The following is a 15116-nucleotide window of genomic DNA, read 5'->3' on the forward strand; positions in this document are numbered from 1 at the left end:
GGAGTGTCGATATCTGGAGCCGAACGCCTGATCCCCGTCCCCGGCGTGCTCAACTTCCGTGACGCCGGGGGCTTTCCGACCGCGTCGGGCGGCCGGGTGGCCGAGGCGCTGCTCTACCGCTCGGCCTCCCTGCACCAGCTGACCGACGAGGGCTCGCGCCACCTCGCCGAGCTCGGCCTGCGCACGGTGATCGACCTGCGCTCCCAGATCGAGCGCGAGGTCTGGCCGGACCGCGAGCTGGACGCGAACGTCCAGGTGCTCCACCTGCCGACCTTCCCGCCCCGCGTCCCGGAGCAGCAGGCACGCGATGAGCGCGACGCGGAGGCGGGCGCGGAGAGCCTGGACGGCCTCTACGCCTACATGGCCGCGACGGCCGGCCCGGCGATCGCGGCGTCGACGCGCGCGCTGGCCCGTCCGGGCGCGCTGCCGGCGCTGGTGCACTGTGCGGTCGGCAAGGACCGCACGGGCGTGACGGTGGCGACCATCCAGTCCGCGCTGGGCGTCTCCGACGCGGACGTGGTGGCGGACTACCACCTCTCCAACTCCGCACTCGGCCTGGACAAGGGCCCGGTCTACTACGTCGACGAGCACGGCGAGGAGCGCCGCTCGTCGCCGATCCACCCGGCGCTGCTGACCGGCTTCCTCACCCGCATCCGCGCCACCTACGGCGACGCCACCGGCTACCTCCTCGCCCACGGCGTCACCCAAACGGACCTGACCACCCTCCGCGCAACGTTGCTCTGACGCCGCGCGGGCGCGAGCCGTCCGCAGAGGGGCACGTTGCACCATCAGGGGCGCGGGGCTCTGCTCATTTGCGCCTCCGGCGCGCGGGCGCGACAGGCTACGACGGAGGGTCCGTTGCACCTCCAGGGGCGCGGGGAACTGCGCGAGAAACCACCCTGTGCGGATGGCCCTGCGCGTTCGGGGACACACCACATCAGTGGCTTGTCGCGCAGTTCCTCGCGCCCCCGAAGGTGCAACTACCTCTCAGCCCGTTGCCAGCAGGATGATCAACGCCAGCGCGCCCGCGGCGATCGGGGCGATCAGCCACCACGTCCAGGTGACCTTGACCTCAGGGACCGCCGCGTCCGCGACGAGCTTCCCGCGGGCGGTATCCGCCTTCTCGTTCAGCTCTAGCGCCGCCTTGTCCGCCGACGCCTGCGTCGGCCCGGACGGGGACGGCTGCATCGCCGCGCCGAAGCGACCGCCGCCGCCCCGCGAAGAAGCCAGCTGCCCACGATCGCCCGTGGCGATCATCGCGCGCCGGCCCGCGCGCTTCCGCTGCCGCAGCGAGACCGGCAGCGCCCAGATCACGAACTTGCGGCCGCCGGCCTTCAGCTCCACCGAGAGCGTCGCGGTCACCGACTCGATCGCGCCCCACGGGGCCTCGATCGTGCGGAAGGGGTTGCGTACCAGCAGCCGGTCCGCGCCCGAGCGGACGACCGGCCGGAGCGTGAAGGCCACGATCAGCGGTACGCCCAGTACCAGCACAGACGCGGCCAGCGCCGGCGCTGTGCCGGCGCCCTTGACCATCGCATCGATGCACAGCCACAGCATCACGGCCAGCAGCAGTCCGCCGCCGAAGATCCCGCCGACAGACCGGTAGGTCTTGTCGTGGAACGTGGGGGCAGGGCCGCTGGGATTGGTGTTCGCACGGTCCGGGGTGTCGCTCATGGTCACCGATTCTGCCCCAGGTTCGGGCGTTCCCCATGACCGACCGGGTCTCGGAATGGCATCGAGGTGACAGCCGGGACGAGCGCCGCGCAGCCCACTCGGTCGGCGAACGTCACACGGACGCCCCCCTGACGAAACGCTACGCGTGTAGATATGCTGCGCTGGTGAGCATGTCGTCCTCCCCCCTCTCCGCCAGCGGGTTCGCCGAGATCGCCTCCTCCGAGGCGTCCCTGCGCCGGTTCCTGCACGGCCTGCCCGGCATCGACGCCGTGGGCCTGCAGGCGCGCGCCGCCGGGCTCGGCACCCGGTCGATCAAGACCACTGCCAAGGCCTACGCCATCGATCTGGCCATCTCCATGATCGACCTGACCACGCTGGAGGGTGCGGACACCCCCGGCAAGGTGCGGTCGCTCTGCCAGAAGGCCAAGAACCCCGATCCGGGTGACCCCTCCGTGCCGCACACGGCGGCCGTCTGCGTCTACCCGGACATGGTCCCCTACGCCCGCGAGGCGCTCGGCTCCGCGCCGGTCAACGTCGCGGCCGTGGCCACCGCCTTCCCCTCCGGCCGGGCCGGCATGCCGGTCAAGCTGGCCGACACCGCCGAGGCCGTCGCCGCAGGCGCCGACGAGGTCGACATGGTGATCGACCGGGGGGCCTTCCTCTCCGGCCGCTACCTGGAGGTCTTCGAGATGATCACCGAGATCAAGAAGGCCTGCGTCCGCCCCGACGGCACCGCCGCCCACCTCAAGGTGATCTTCGAGACCGGAGAGCTGGTGACCTACGACAACATCCGCCGGGCCTCCTGGCTGGCGATGCTCGCGGGCGCGGACTTCATCAAGACCTCCACCGGCAAGGTCGCCGTCAACGCGACCCCCGCCAACACCCTCGTGCTGCTGGAAGCCGTCCGCGACTTCCGCGCCGCCACCGGCGTTCAGGTGGGTGTGAAGCCCGCCGGGGGTATTCGTACCACCAAGGACGCCATGAAGTACCTGGTCATGGTGAACGAGATCCTCGGTGACGACTGGCTGAGCCCGGACTGGTTCCGTTTCGGCGCGTCCAGCCTGCTGAACGACCTGCTCATGCAGCGGCAGAAGCTGGCCTCGGGCCGCTACTCCGGTCCCGACTACGTGACGGTGGACTGATCACCATGGCACAACTCTTCGAGTACGCCCCCGCGCCCGAGTCGCGCGCCGCCGCAGGCGACATCGCCTCGACGTACGGGCACTTCATCGACGGCGAGTTCGTCGAATCCACCGGTTCCGAGGCGCTGAAGACGATCGACCCCTCCACCGAGGAGGTCCTGGCCGAGTTCGCCCAGGGCACCGAGGCCGACGTCGACCGGGCCGTCGCGGCCGCCCGTAAGGCCTTCGGGTCCTGGTCCGCGCTGTCGGGCGGCGAGCGCGGCAAGTACCTGTTCCGGATCGCCAGGATCATCCAGGAGCGTTCGCGCGAGCTCGCGGTGCTGGAGTCGATCGACAACGGCAAGCCGATCAAGGAGACCCGCGACGTCGACCTGCCGCTGGTCGCCGCGCACTTCTTCTACTACGCGGGCTGGGCCGACAAGCTGGAGTTCGCCGGTTACGGCCCGAACCCGCGCCCGGTGGGCGTCGCGGCGCAGGTCATCCCGTGGAACTTCCCGCTGCTGATGCTGGCCTGGAAGATCGCGCCTGCCCTCGCCACCGGCAACACGGTGGTGCTCAAGCCCGCCGAGACCACCCCGCTGACCGCGCTGCGCTTCGCGGAGATCTGCCGCCAGGCGGGCCTGCCCAGGGGCGTCGTCAACATCGTCACCGGCGACGGCCGCACGGGCGCCGCGCTGACCGCGCACCCGGGCGTCGACAAGGTCGCCTTCACCGGCTCGACCGAGGTCGGCCGCGCCATCGCCCGCACCCTGGCCGGGACGCGCACGCGGCTCAGTCTGGAGCTGGGCGGCAAGGCCGCCAACATCGTCTTCGACGACGCGCCGATCGACCAGGCCGTCGAGGGCATCGTCGACGGCATCTTCTTCAACCAGGGCCACGTCTGCTGCGCGGGCTCGCGCCTGCTGGTGCAGGAGTCCGTCCACGACGAGGTGCTCGCCGCGCTCAAGCGCCGCATGTCGACGCTGCGCGTGGGCGACCCGCTGGACAAGAACACCGACATCGGCGCGATCAACTCCGCCGCGCAACTCGCGCGGATCCAGGAGCTGACGGCGGCGGGCGAGGCCGAGGGCGCCGAGCGCTGGTCCCCGGCCTGCGAGCTGCCGTCGTCCGGCTACTGGTTCGCACCGACGGTCTTCAGCAACGTCAGCGCCACCCACCGGATCGCCCGCGAGGAGATCTTCGGCCCGGTGCTGTCCGTGCTGACCTTCCGCACGCCGGAGGAGGCGGTCGCCAAGGCCAACAACACCCCCTACGGCCTCTCCGCGGGGATCTGGACCGAGAAGGGCTCGCGCATCCTGTGGATGGCGAGCAAACTGCGCGCCGGCGTGGTGTGGTCCAACACCTTCAACAAGTTCGACCCGACCTCGCCCTTCGGCGGCTACAAGGAGTCGGGCTACGGCCGCGAAGGCGGCCGCCACGGTCTGGAGGCCTACCTCGATGTCTGACCAGACTCTCCCCCGCCTGGACGTCTACAAGACTTACAAGCTCTACCTGGGCGGCACGTTCCCGCGCTCCGAGAGCGGACGGGTGTACGAGGTGACCGACCGCAAGACCGGCGAGTGGCTGGCCAACGCCCCCCAGGGCACCCGCAAGGACACCCGCGACGCGGTCTCCGCCGCGCGCAAGGCCTTCGGCGGCTGGTCGGGCGCGACCGCGTACAACCGCGGCCAGATCCTCTACCGCGCGGCAGAGATGCTGCAGGGCCGCCGCGAGCAGTACATCGCCGAAGTGGCGGTGTCGGAGGGCCTGACCGCGAAGAAGGCCGCGCCGCTGGTCGACGCGGCGATCGACCGCCTGGTCTGGTACGCGGGCTGGACGGACAAGGTCGCCCAGATCGCGGGCGGCGCGAACCCGGTCGCCGGTCCGTACTTCAACCTCTCCACCCCGGAGCCGACCGGCGTCGTCGGCGTCGTCGCCCCGCAGAGCGGCGTCGGCTTCTCGCTGCTCGGCCTGGTCTCCGTGCTGGGCCCGGTCATCGCGACGGGCAACACCGCGGTCGTGGCCCTGGCCCCGGACGCGCCACTGCCGGGCCTCTCGCTCGGCGAGGTCCTGGCCACGTCCGACCTGCCGGGCGGTGTCGTCAACCTCATCTCCGGCCGCACGGAGGACATCGCCCCGACCCTGGCCTCCCACGCGGACGTCAACGCACTCGACCTCGCGGGCGTCGAGTCGGAGGAGGGCCCGGCCTCGGCGAAGGCCCTGGAGACGCTGGCGGCGGACACGCTGAAGCGCGTGCGCCGCGCCGACCCGGGAACGGTGGACTGGACCGCCGCGCCGGGCACGGACCGCCTGCTGGCCTTCCTCGAGACGAAGACGGTCTGGCACCCCATGGGCATGTGATGCTCACCTCGCTCGCCGCCGACTCGTGACACGCCCGAACGCGTTGTTGTCCCGTTTTCCGGGACAAATTCGGGATTCAACGACCTCGGCGGCGGGCGGACCAGGTGGCGTCCGGATGTCACACTGGTGTCCCGTGAGCACCTCTCCCGTGAACCCCGCCCGCGTCGTCCTGCTCTGCGGCCCTTCCGGCTCCGGCAAGTCCACGCTGGCCGAACGCGCGGGGCTCCCGGTGCTCCAGCTCGACGACTTCTACAAGGACGGCGACGACCCCACGCTCCCCCGTCTCCACGACGGCAGCGTGGACTGGGACGACCCGCGGTCCTGGCACCGCGAGGACGCCCTCGCGGCGATCCGCTCGCTGTGCGCGGACGGCGCCGCGGAGGTCCCGGTCTACTCCATCCCCGCCAACGGCCGCGTCGGCTCCCGCCCGCTGACCGTCGACACCGCGGCGTTCATCGCGGAGGGCATCTTCGCCGCCGAGATCATCCGCGCCTGCGAGGCCGAAGGCCTCCTCGCCGACGCGATCTGCCTCCGCAACCGCCCGCTCACCACGGCCTATCGCCGCTTCCTCCGCGACGTCCGCGAGGCCCGCAAGTCGGTCCCCTACCTCCTCCGTCGCGGTATCCGCCTGATGCGCGCCGAGCGCGCCCTGGTCACCGACCAGCAGTCGCTCGGCGCCTACGCCTGCAACGGCCAGGAGGCCCTGACCCGCCTCGCGAAGACCTCCGCCCACCCGCAGCCGACGGCCTACGCGGCCCGCTGATGCCGGGGCCGGTCGCGCCGTTCTCGACGCGACCGGCCCCGAGGTCTGAGGACTCGCTAGCTCAGAGTCCTCAGCGCCGCCGCGTCGAACGGCTTCAGCTCGCCGGAGCGGCCCCCCAGGACCTTCGCCGCCCACTCCGGATCCTGGAGCAGGGCGCGTCCGACTGCGACCATGTCGAACTCGTCACGCTCCAGGCGGTCGAGGAGGTCGTCGATGCCCTGGACCGGGGCGCCCTCGCCCGCGAAGCCGCGTAGGAAGTCGCCGTCGAGGCCGACCGAACCGACCGTGATGGCGGGACGTCCGGTGAGCTTCTTGGTCCAGCCCGCGAGGTTCAGGTCCGAGCCCTCGAACTCCGGGAGCCAGTAGCGACGGGTCGACGCGTGGAAGGCATCGACGCCGGCAGCGGCAAGCGGGGCCAGGATCGCGTCCAGCTCCTCCGGGGTCTCGGCGAGCCGTGCGTCGTAGGCCTCCTGCTTCCACTGCGAGTAGCGGAAGATCACCGGGAACTCGGGCGAGACGACCTCTCGGACCGCGGCCACGATCTCGGCCGCGAACCTCGTCCGGGCCACGGCGTCGCCGCCGTAGGCGTCCGCACGGCGGTTCGTGCCGGCCCACAGGAACTGGTCGAGCAGGTAGCCGTGGGCACCGTGCAGCTCGACGCCGTCGAAGCCGATGCGCTCGGCCGCCTCGGCGGCCTCGGCGAAGGCGCCGATGACGTCGTCCAGGTCGCGCTGGGTCATCGCTTTGCCGGCGCCCTCGGTGCCGTCGACGCGGATGCCGGAGGGGCCGACGGCCGGGGCGTCGGCGTAGGGCGGCTCACCCTGCTTGCGCACCATCCCGATATGCCAGAGCTGCGGCACGATCGTGCCGCCCGCCACGTGGACGGCCTCGGCGACCTTCGCCCACCCGGCCAACTGCTCCTCACCGTGGAAGCGCGGCACCCGGTCGCTCTGGCCGGCCGACTCGTGGCCGACGTAGGTCCCCTCGGTGACGATCAGGCCTACCCCCGCTGCGGCACGCCGGGCGTAGTACGACTGCACGTCCTCACCGGGGACGCCGCCCGGGGAGTGCATGCGCGTCATGGGCGCCATCACGAGACGGTTGGGGACGGTCAGCCCGTTCAGCGCGACGGGCCGGGACAGGATCTCGGCCGCGCGGGAGGCGGAGGACTCGGTGATGGTCATGGATGTTCCTCGGGGGTGCCGGACGGTGTGTGGTGCGCACGCAGGGAATGCGTGATGGCATCAACCATTCCTTCGATCCCCGAATTTCGTCCGCCCGGCAGATCGCCGTGTGATCCAGAACACGCGCATTCCGGTCTGCTCGCCCGGTCGGGACGCAAAAAGGCTTGGGCACCGGCATCCCCCAACGCCGGCGCCCAAGCCTCATGCTGCTGCGGGCCACCCCCGTACCCGCAGCACCCCCCTCAATAAAGTCCTTACGCGACCAGCTCGCCGAAGGCGTGCCCGAGGTCGCCGTCCTGCGAGGCCAGCGTCTCGTCCTCGCGGAGCCGCCGCAGCGCGCGCCAGATGCTGCTCTTGACCGTGCCCACCGAGATCCCCAGCACGTCGGCGATCTCCGGGTCGGTCTTGCCCTCGTAGTAGCGCAGCACCAGCATCGTCCGCTGGTTCTCCGGCAGCTTGGCCAGCGCCTGCCACAGCACCGCGCGCAGCTCCGTGCCGCCCATCGCGTCGCTGTCGCCGACCGTCTCCGGCATCTCCTCGGTCGGGTACTCGTTGACCTTGCGCCGCCGCCAGGCGGAAATGTGCAGGTTGGTCATCGTGCGGCGCATGTAACCGCCCACCGCCGCCTTGTCGGAGATCCGGTCCCAGGCCCGGTACGTGCTGAAGAGCGCGCTCTGCAGCAGGTCCTCGGCCGCGAAGCGGTCGCCGGTCAGGTGGTACGCGGTGGCGTACAGGGAGGCGCGGCGCTCGCGCACATACGCGGTGAAGTCGTCCTCCACTTGCGACAGGTGCGTTCCCGTCGCGTCTCCCTGTGCCACCTCGGCCGTCGGCTCCCCCACCTGCCGGCCGTTACCCGTCCCCCCGGGCAGTGCGCGCAGCCGCAGCGTCATCGTGCTGCTGGAGTCCATGGAACCGCCCAGTCCCCCCTGGCGTCCGATTCCATGAACGTGCTGCTTGGTTCCGTAGGACCCCGTGCGAACGGAGTACAGCGGCTGAGGCAGGGTCGCGGCGGGCTTGTCGGCCTGGGCCTCGATGACTGCGTTCATCGTGTGCTCCCTCGGTGTCCAGTAGTGCTTCGGTACTTTGCGGCGCCGGGCCCCCGTTGGTTCAACCCGACAGAGAAAATCCTGCCCGGGGGTCGTCATGGCGCTGTCCGCCGACTGTCACAGACGTGTCACAGAGCCCCAGCAGCGGGAACAGGGTCGATCCCGCGCGGCGGGTAGGCCACAATGAACGCCGTGTCTCACCTGTTGCTCATCGAAGACGACGATGCGATCCGCACCGGACTCGAACTCGCGCTGACCCGGCAAGGCCACCGGGTCTCCGTCGCCGCGTCCGGCGAGGACGGGCTGCGGCTCTTCAAGGAGCAGCGTCCGGACCTGATCGTGCTGGACGTGATGTTGCCGGGGATCGACGGTTTCGAGGTCTGCCGCCGGATCCGGCGCACCGACCAGCTGCCGATCATCCTGCTCACCGCCCGTTCGGACGACATCGACGTGGTCGTCGGGCTGGAGTCCGGCGCGGACGACTACGTCGTCAAGCCGGTCCAGCCGCGCGTGCTGGACGCGCGGATTCGCGCGGTGCTGCGGCGCGGCGAGCGGGAGAGCTCGGACTCGGCGGTCTTCGGCGACGTGGTGATCGACCGCAACGCCATGATCGTGACCAAGTCCGGCAACGAGCTTCAGCTCACCCCGACCGAGCTGCGGCTGCTGCTGGAGCTCAGCCGGCGTCCGGGCCAGGCGCTGTCGCGGCAGCAGCTGCTGCGGCTGGTCTGGGAGCACGACTACCTGGGCGACTCCCGGCTGGTGGACGCCTGTGTCCAGCGGCTGCGGGCCAAGGTGGAGGACGTGCCGTCCGCGCCGACGCTGATCCGCACGGTGCGCGGCGTCGGCTACCGCCTGGACACCCCCGCGTGACCGAACGCCACCCGCGCGCCACCTGGCTGGCCCGGCGGCTGCGGCTGACCTCGCTGCGGATAAGGATGATCGCCGTCTTCTCGGTGGTCGCGCTGGCCGCAGCCGTCTCCTCCTCGGGGATCGCCTACTGGCTCAACCGGGACGCGGTGCTCAAGCGCACCCAGGACACGACGCTCTCCGACTTCCGCAACTCGCTCGACCGGACCTTCACCGCGCTGCCGCTGGACCCCAGCTGCGACGCGCTGAAACGCGCCGCGTTCGTCGTGGCGAACACCGGGCTCCGTTACGACGTGGTGCTGACCACGCCCGCCTGCTCGTACTCCACGAACGAGAAGTTCACCCCGTCCACGGTGCCGACCGCGCTGCAGCAGCAGGTCGAGAAGCCCTGTCAGCACTGCACGACCAGCCCGGGCCAGTACCACCTGTTCTGGCAGCGGGTCAGCCTGGCCGGCGTCCCCTACCTGGTGGGCGGCACCAGGGTGCTGCCGACCGGGCCGACGGCGTACATGTTCAAGTCCCTGGACGACGAGCGCCGCGACATGGACTCGCTCGCCTGGTCGCTCGGCATCGCGACGCTGCTGGCGCTGGTCGGCGCGGCGCTGCTGGCACAGGCCGCGGCGGCGACGGTGCTGCGCCCGGTCGCCCGGCTTGCGGAGGCCGCGCGGCAGCTCGGCGAGGGCAACCTCGCCACCCGGCTCGACGTGACCGGCCAGGACGAACTGGCCGAGCTGTCACGGACCTTCAACCACACGGCCGCCGCGCTGGAGGAGCAGGTCGACGAGCTGAGCGCGCGCGAACGCGCCAGCCGCCGCTTCGTCGCCGACATGTCGCACGAGCTGCGCACGCCGCTCACCGCGATGACGGCGGTGACGGACATCCTGGAGGACGAGGCGGACTCGCTCGACCCCATGATCGAACCGGCGGTCCGACTGGTCGTCAGCGAGACCCGCAGGCTCACCGAGCTGGTGGAGAACCTGATGGAGGTGACCCGTTTCGACGCGGGCACCGCCCGGATGGTCGTCGACGAGGTCGACATCACGGACCTGATCACCTCGACGATCGACGCGCGGGCCTGGCTGGACGCGGTGGAGGTCGACGCGGACCGCGGCCTGCTGGTCAGGGTCGACCCGCGCCGGATCGACGTGGTGCTGGCCAATCTGATCGGCAACGCGCTCAAGCACGGCGGCTCGCCGGTCCGGGTCCGCGCCTACGAGGACGGCGACTGGCTCGTCGTCGAGGTCGCCGACGGCGGCCCCGGCATCCCCGACGACGTGCTCCCGCACGTCTTCGACCGCTTCTTCAAGGCGGACGCCTCGCGCCGCCGCTCCGAGGGCAGCGGCCTCGGTCTGTCCATCGCCATGGAGAACGCACGGATCCACGGCGGCACCATCTCGGCGGCCAACGCGGAGGACGGAGTGGGCGCGGTCTTCACACTCCGGCTTCCGAAGGCCCCGCCGACGGAAGGCAGCACCCAGCAATGACGGCGTTGAGGAGAGCGGAGCCGGCTGCGGACGGGGGGTCGGTGCCGGTCGAGAGGTCGGCGCGCGGGCGGACGACCGTCCTGGTGGCGACGTCCGCGGTGGCCGCGGTGACGGCGCTGCTCGCGCTGAGCGGGTGCGGGATCCGCAGCACGGCGGTGCCGGTCGACGCCGGCCTGCCGGCCTCGCGGACGGCCTGTCCGCCGACGCCGGGCGCGACGGCCCCGCTGACGCCCAGCGTGCCCGCCGACCTGGCCAGCGCCGAAGCCAGCTACCTGCTGCCCGGCCTGCCCTCGACGACGCCGTGGGAGCAGCTGTCCTCGGCCGTCCCCGCGCCCTCCCGGCCCAGCGTCAAGCACTCCCACGCCGCGCCGCGGGCCGCCGCGACACCATCACCGAGCGGGCAGTCGTCGGCGGCCTGTCCGAGCGTGCCGGCGTCGACGCCGACCGCCCCGTGACCGCCGCCACGGGACGCCCCGCAACCGCGGACACCGTTGCGAGCGTCCTCGCAGGCGTGCAGCACGCAGAGAGCAGTGGCATCGCCGAAGCGGGGAACCCCGAAGCGGGAAACTCGGAGCGGGGCCACGTGTACGTCGGCGCCCGGCGGCTCGGGCTCCTGCTGCTGACGGTGCATCTGGCCGTGCTGCTCTGGATCGCCCTGCACGGCAGCCCGTCCGTCTGGCTGGCGGACAGCAATCTGACGCCCTTCGCCTCGGTCAGGCTGGAGCTCGCGGCCGGCACCGGGCACGCCTATCTGGAGCTGCTGGGCAGCCTCCTCGCGCTGGCCCCGCTGGGCGTGCTGTTGCCGCTGGCGGGCGGACGCCTCGACTCGCCGCTGCTGACCTCGTTCACCCGGACCCTGCTGGCCGGGGTGCTGGTGGCGACCGGCCAGGAGGTGCTGCAGACCACGCTGTCGCTGCGGCTGCTCAATGTCGACGACATCCTGCTGGCCTGCCTGGGCATCGCGCTGACCCACCTCGCGGTGGTCCCGGCCGCCCGCTCCTGGCTCCGCCGGCGCGTGGGCAGCCGCCCGCACGCCCCTGAGACCGGCCCTGAGAGCACCCCTGAGGTCAGGTCCCCCTTGAGCACGGGTCCCGCCAGGGTCCGAATCATCGGCCGGGCTGACGGAACGGGTCTTCCGGCGCGAGAGGCTTGAGGCATCAAGCAACCGGCCGGCCGGCGCCACGAGCGCCAGGGCCTGATCGTCTGGAGTGATCCCATGTCCGCCACCGCCACCCTCGCCCGCCCCCGTCGCGGCCGCATGATCGGCGGCGTCTGCGCGGGCCTCGCCCGGCGTTTCGGGGTGAGCCCGCTCACCGTGCGCGTGCTGTTCCTGCTGTCCTGCCTGCTGCCGGGGCCGCAGTTCCTCATATACCTGGCGCTGTGGCTGGTGCTCCCCGCCGAGGGCTGAACCGCGAACGGCGGCGGGCCCCCACGGGTGAGGGGGTCCGCCGCCGTTCCATGCCTTGCGCCGAGGCTCAGCCGATCGAGGGCGCGTGCACGGGCAGGCCGTGCAGGGCGTCGAGCGCGTGGCTCGTGCCGCCCTGGAGCTGGTCCGCGCCGGGCAGCTGCCCGAGTACGCCGCCCACGGCCGGCAGCCCGTCACGGTGCTGCGGCACCGAACGCGGCGTGGAGACCGGCAGCGAGGACGTCGCGTTCTGGACGGCGGGCGCGGCGTTGTTGATCAGGCCCTGCGCGGTCGAAGTCACGCCCGCCAATCCGCCGTTCGGCGCGGTGAGCGCCGAGGTCGAGCCGGTCAGCGAGCTGACCTGCGGCAGTCCACCGACCGGGTCCGCCGCGGCCGGACCGGCGACAGCCGCGACGACCGCGACACCCAGCACGGCGGTCCCGGCCGCCTGCAGCGTGGCCTTCTTCATGAGCAGTCTCCTCGATCTCCTGGTGTCCTGCCTGCGAGCCCGCAATGACACCGCGTTCGTGACACTGCGTGCTCGACTGGCCGCCCAAGGTATCCACGAGGCGCCGCCCGCCCCAAATCCCCTTTCGCCCGATCGGGTGAGGCTGGATCCGGGTCGGGTCCCGCTCAGGCGAAGAGCCACTCCGCCTTGAGCGAGGCGTAGCCCGGCTTGATCACGTCGTTGATCATCGCCAGCCGCTCGTCGAAGGGGATGAACGCGCTCTTCATCGCGTTGACGGTGAACCACTGCATGTCGTCCAGCGTGTAGCCGAAGGCGTCGACCAGGTGGCCGAACTCCTGGCTCATGCTGGTCCCGCTCATCAGCCGGTTGTCGGTGTTGACCGTGACCCGGAAGTGCAGCGTGCGCAGCAGCCCGATCGGGTGCTCCGCGTAGGAGCTCGCGGCGCCGGTCTGCAGGTTGGAGGTGGGGCACATCTCCAGCGGGATCCGCTTGTCGCGCAGGTAGGCGGCCAGCCGGCCGAGCTTGACCTCGCCGTCGGGCTCGACGGTGATGTCGTCGATGATGCGGACGCCGTGGCCGAGGCGGTCGGCGCCGCAGCACTGGATCGCCTCCCAGATGGAGGGCAGGCCGAAGGCCTCGCCGGCGTGGATCGTGAAGTGGTTGTTCTCGCCGGCCAGGTACTCGAAGGCGTCCAGGTGCCGGGTCGGCGGGTGGCCCGCCTCGGCGCCCGCGATGTCGAAGCCGACCACGCCCATGTCGCGGTAGCGGTTCGCCAGTTCGGCGATCTCGCGGGAGCGGGCGGCGTGCCGCATCGCGGTCAGCAGGGTGCCGACCCGGATCCGGTCGCCGTTCTCGCGGGCGCGCTGCTCGCCGAGACGGAAGCCCTCGTTGACCGCCTCGACGACCTCGTCGAGAGTCAGCCCGCGCTCCAGGTGCTGCTCGGGCGCGTAGCGCACCTCGGCGTAGACGACGCCGTCGGCGGCGAGGTCCTCGGCGCAGTCGGCGGCGACGCGGATCAGCGCCTCGCGGGTCTGCATGACGGCGCAGGTGTGCGCGAAGGTCTCCAGGTACCGCTCCAGCGAGCCGGAGTCGGCGGCGTCACGGAACCACTGGCCCAGCTTGGCGGGTTCCCGCTCCGGAAGGGCGTCGTAACCGACCGCGTCGGCGAGCTCAATGATCGTCTCGGGGCGCAGGCCGCCGTCGAGATGATCGTGCAGGACCACCTTCGGGGCGCGACGGATCTGCTCCGGAGTGGCGGCGAGGATGTGGGGAGTGTGGGTCACCATTGCCAGATGGTAGCTCCTACGCGCGTAGATTTCCACGCGCGCAGGGTAACCACTCACCTGTTCAGCTCCTCAGCTCGTAGACCAGGTTGAACGGGGTCTCCGTCGCCCGGCGGAAGTGCCGGAATCCGGCCTCGGCCGCCACCTCGCGGGTGCGCGCCTCCCCCGCCTGCGCGCCGAGCGCCCGGCCGACCGGCTGCGCCTGCGACGCGGGCACGCAGACCAGCGACGACGCCGCGTAGAGGGCGCGCCCCAGCGGGTTGAGGTTCTCCGCCAGGTTGTCTTCGGCGTGCGGCTCGACCAGCATCACCACGCCCCCCTCCGTCAGCCGCGCCCGGCAGTGCGAGAGGCCGCCGACGGGATCGCCCATGTCGTGCAGGCAATCGAAGAAGGTGATCAGGTCGTAGGGCCCGCCGCCGAAGTCGGCTGCCCCGGCGACCTCGAAGGTGACCCGCTCCCCCAGCCCGGCCTTCCCCGCGAGCTCGCGCGCCGCCTCGATCGACGGCGCGTGGTAGTCGAAGCCGACGAAGTGCGAGGCCGGGAAGGCCTCGGCCATCAGCATCGTGGAGTGGCCGAGGCCGCAGCCCACGTCCGCGACGCTGCCGCCGGTCCGGAGCCGGTCGGCCGTGCCGTCCAGCGCGGGCAGCCACTCGTCCACCAGGTGGGCGGCGTAGCCGGGCCGGAAGAACCTGGCCGTGCCGGAGAAGACATCGGGATGGTGCTGATCCCAGCCGAGACCGCCGCCGTCGACGAAGGCACGCGCCAGCTTGTCGCGCGTCTCCATCCGGGCCGCCGCGGTGAACAACTGGAAGCCTCCGAGCGCGTAGAAGGGGCTGTCTTCGTCACAGAAGGCGACCACCTGCTCGGGGGTGAGCCGGAACCTGCCGTCCGGGTCGAGGGTGACGTACCCGCCGGCCGCCATCGCCGACAGCCACTCACGGACGTTGCGCTCCTGTGTGCCGGTGGAGTGTGCGAGGTCCGCGGAGCCGACCGGCTCGCCTCCGGCCATCGCCCGGAAGAGTCCGAGCTTCTCCCCGATCAGCAGCAGCGGGGCGCTCGCCACCGCGCCAAGATCGGTGACCACCTTGCCCATCAGGGCTTCGAGTGCGCTCTCGTCGAGCGCGACGTGCGCTTGCGTGGCCATGACGGCTCCTCGCTCGTCAAATCTGCTCGTCGCGGACAATGTCGAGATTGACGAAGCGAGGGGCGTCGAGGCAGGCGATCTGCATCTCCTCGGCGATGTGCCGGGTCTCCGGCAGGTCGCTGTTGCGCATCGCCTGCTCGTACGAAGGGAACTCCACCATCTGCATGAAGTGCGAGGGCTTGTCGCGGTCCTTGCCGAGGGAGGAATGGAACGCGGTGCGCTTGCCCTCCGTGGCCTTCAACCACTCGTCCATCAACGCGTCCATGCGCGCTGCCTGGGTGGTTTCGTACTCAATCACCTGCATGAAGGTCATCC

17 protein-coding genes are annotated in these 15116 nt (G+C 71.5%); 10 read left to right on the top strand and 7 right to left on the bottom strand.

Annotated elements, in window-relative coordinates:
* Positions 1 to 3 precede the first annotated feature (3 nt).
* Positions 4 to 744, top strand: a complete 741-nt coding sequence (locus ABIA32_RS06550; RefSeq protein WP_370092899.1) for a tyrosine-protein phosphatase — start codon at positions 4 to 6, stop codon at positions 742 to 744.
* 243 nt (positions 745 to 987) lie between these two features.
* Here ABIA32_RS06550 and ABIA32_RS06555 read toward each other — a convergent pair whose 3' ends face one another.
* Entirely contained in the window at positions 988 to 1674 is a 687-nt protein-coding gene (locus tag ABIA32_RS06555) for a PH domain-containing protein (protein ID WP_370092900.1), read from the bottom strand.
* Between the two features lie 170 nt (positions 1675 to 1844).
* Between ABIA32_RS06555 and deoC the strand changes: the two genes are divergently transcribed.
* The 4 genes from deoC (at position 1845) to ABIA32_RS06575 (ending at position 5919) form a co-directional block, all read left to right on the top strand.
* A complete protein-coding gene (gene deoC / locus ABIA32_RS06560) occupies positions 1845 to 2816 on the top strand; it encodes a deoxyribose-phosphate aldolase (RefSeq protein WP_370093156.1) in 972 nt (323 codons plus the stop codon).
* A 5-nt stretch (positions 2817 to 2821) separates the two neighbouring features.
* Positions 2822 to 4261 (top strand): aldehyde dehydrogenase family protein, encoded by a 1440-nt coding sequence (locus tag ABIA32_RS06565; protein ID WP_370092901.1) that lies wholly within the window; start codon positions 2822 to 2824, stop codon positions 4259 to 4261.
* On the top strand, positions 4254 to 5156 hold the full coding sequence (locus tag ABIA32_RS06570) for an aldehyde dehydrogenase family protein (protein WP_370092902.1): 903 nt from the start codon (positions 4254 to 4256) through the stop codon (positions 5154 to 5156). Before ABIA32_RS06565 ends, ABIA32_RS06570 begins: the two co-directional genes overlap by 8 nt.
* Before the next feature lie 133 nt (positions 5157 to 5289).
* Entirely contained in the window at positions 5290 to 5919 is a 630-nt protein-coding gene (locus tag ABIA32_RS06575) for a uridine kinase (protein WP_370092903.1), read from the top strand.
* Positions 5920 to 5975: 56 nt separating this feature from the next.
* Here the strand turns inward: ABIA32_RS06575 and ABIA32_RS06580 are convergent, their stop codons facing one another.
* Positions 5976 to 7103, bottom strand: coding sequence for an NADH:flavin oxidoreductase (locus tag ABIA32_RS06580; RefSeq protein WP_370092904.1), 1128 nt, complete (start codon positions 7101 to 7103; stop codon positions 5976 to 5978).
* A 254-nt stretch (positions 7104 to 7357) separates the two neighbouring features.
* Complete coding sequence (locus tag ABIA32_RS06585; protein WP_370093158.1) at positions 7358 to 8011, bottom strand: SigE family RNA polymerase sigma factor; 654 nt, start codon at positions 8009 to 8011, stop codon at positions 7358 to 7360.
* 330 nt (positions 8012 to 8341) lie between these two features.
* Between ABIA32_RS06585 and ABIA32_RS06590 the strand changes: the two genes are divergently transcribed.
* From ABIA32_RS06590 to ABIA32_RS06610, 5 genes are all read left to right on the top strand, one after another.
* Entirely contained in the window at positions 8342 to 9019 is a 678-nt protein-coding gene (locus tag ABIA32_RS06590) for a response regulator (RefSeq protein WP_370092905.1), read from the top strand.
* Positions 9016 to 10500 (top strand): sensor histidine kinase, encoded by a 1485-nt coding sequence (locus ABIA32_RS06595; protein WP_370092907.1) that lies wholly within the window; start codon positions 9016 to 9018, stop codon positions 10498 to 10500. The genes ABIA32_RS06590 and ABIA32_RS06595 overlap by 4 nt, the downstream gene beginning before the upstream one ends.
* 41 nt (positions 10501 to 10541) lie before the next feature.
* Complete coding sequence (locus tag ABIA32_RS06600) at positions 10542 to 10955, top strand: hypothetical protein (RefSeq protein ID WP_370092908.1); 414 nt, start codon at positions 10542 to 10544, stop codon at positions 10953 to 10955.
* Positions 10956 to 11011: 56 nt separating this feature from the next.
* Entirely contained in the window at positions 11012 to 11653 is a 642-nt protein-coding gene (locus tag ABIA32_RS06605; protein WP_370092909.1) for a VanZ family protein, read from the top strand.
* A gap of 63 nt (positions 11654 to 11716) precedes the next feature.
* Positions 11717 to 11908 (top strand): PspC domain-containing protein, encoded by a 192-nt coding sequence (locus tag ABIA32_RS06610; protein ID WP_370092911.1) that lies wholly within the window; start codon positions 11717 to 11719, stop codon positions 11906 to 11908.
* 67 nt (positions 11909 to 11975) lie between these two features.
* On the opposite strand, the gene ABIA32_RS06615 is transcribed toward ABIA32_RS06610, so the two are convergent.
* The 4 genes from ABIA32_RS06615 to ABIA32_RS06630 form a co-directional block, all read right to left on the bottom strand.
* Positions 11976 to 12374 carry a hypothetical protein gene (locus tag ABIA32_RS06615; RefSeq protein ID WP_370092912.1) on the bottom strand — a complete coding sequence of 133 codons (399 nt, stop codon included), beginning with the start codon at positions 12372 to 12374 and terminating at the stop codon, positions 11976 to 11978.
* Between the two features lie 164 nt (positions 12375 to 12538).
* On the bottom strand, positions 12539 to 13660 hold the full coding sequence (locus ABIA32_RS06620; protein WP_370092913.1) for an adenosine deaminase: 1122 nt from the start codon (positions 13658 to 13660) through the stop codon (positions 12539 to 12541).
* A 61-nt stretch (positions 13661 to 13721) separates the two neighbouring features.
* Positions 13722 to 14801 (bottom strand): methyltransferase domain-containing protein, encoded by a 1080-nt coding sequence (locus tag ABIA32_RS06625; RefSeq protein WP_370092914.1) that lies wholly within the window; start codon positions 14799 to 14801, stop codon positions 13722 to 13724.
* Between the two features lie 16 nt (positions 14802 to 14817).
* Positions 14818 to 15114 (bottom strand): hypothetical protein, encoded by a 297-nt coding sequence (locus ABIA32_RS06630; RefSeq protein WP_370092915.1) that lies wholly within the window; start codon positions 15112 to 15114, stop codon positions 14818 to 14820.
* Between the last annotated feature and the right edge of the window lie 2 nt (positions 15115 to 15116).

Origin of the sequence: Streptacidiphilus sp. MAP12-20 (assembly GCF_041262525.1) — a bacterium.
Lineage (GTDB): Bacteria > Actinomycetota > Actinomycetes > Streptomycetales > Streptomycetaceae > Streptacidiphilus.

Coding starts and splice junctions, on each gene's coding strand:
- ABIA32_RS06565 (WP_370092901.1), top strand. CDS start 2,822: ATGGCACAACTCTTCGAGTACGCCCCCGCGCCCGAGTCGCGCGCCGCC.
- ABIA32_RS06555 (WP_370092900.1), bottom strand. CDS start 1,674: ATGAGCGACACCCCGGACCGTGCGAACACCAATCCCAGCGGCCCTGCC.
- deoC (WP_370093156.1), top strand. CDS start 1,845: ATGTCGTCCTCCCCCCTCTCCGCCAGCGGGTTCGCCGAGATCGCCTCC.
- ABIA32_RS06585 (WP_370093158.1), bottom strand. CDS start 8,011: ATGGACTCCAGCAGCACGATGACGCTGCGGCTGCGCGCACTGCCCGGG.
- ABIA32_RS06630 (WP_370092915.1), bottom strand. CDS start 15,114: ATGACCTTCATGCAGGTGATTGAGTACGAAACCACCCAGGCAGCGCGC.
- ABIA32_RS06615 (WP_370092912.1), bottom strand. CDS start 12,374: ATGAAGAAGGCCACGCTGCAGGCGGCCGGGACCGCCGTGCTGGGTGTC.
- ABIA32_RS06610 (WP_370092911.1), top strand. CDS start 11,717: ATGTCCGCCACCGCCACCCTCGCCCGCCCCCGTCGCGGCCGCATGATC.
- ABIA32_RS06570 (WP_370092902.1), top strand. CDS start 4,254: ATGTCTGACCAGACTCTCCCCCGCCTGGACGTCTACAAGACTTACAAG.
- ABIA32_RS06620 (WP_370092913.1), bottom strand. CDS start 13,660: ATGGTGACCCACACTCCCCACATCCTCGCCGCCACTCCGGAGCAGATC.
- ABIA32_RS06580 (WP_370092904.1), bottom strand. CDS start 7,103: ATGACCATCACCGAGTCCTCCGCCTCCCGCGCGGCCGAGATCCTGTCC.
- ABIA32_RS06625 (WP_370092914.1), bottom strand. CDS start 14,801: ATGGCCACGCAAGCGCACGTCGCGCTCGACGAGAGCGCACTCGAAGCC.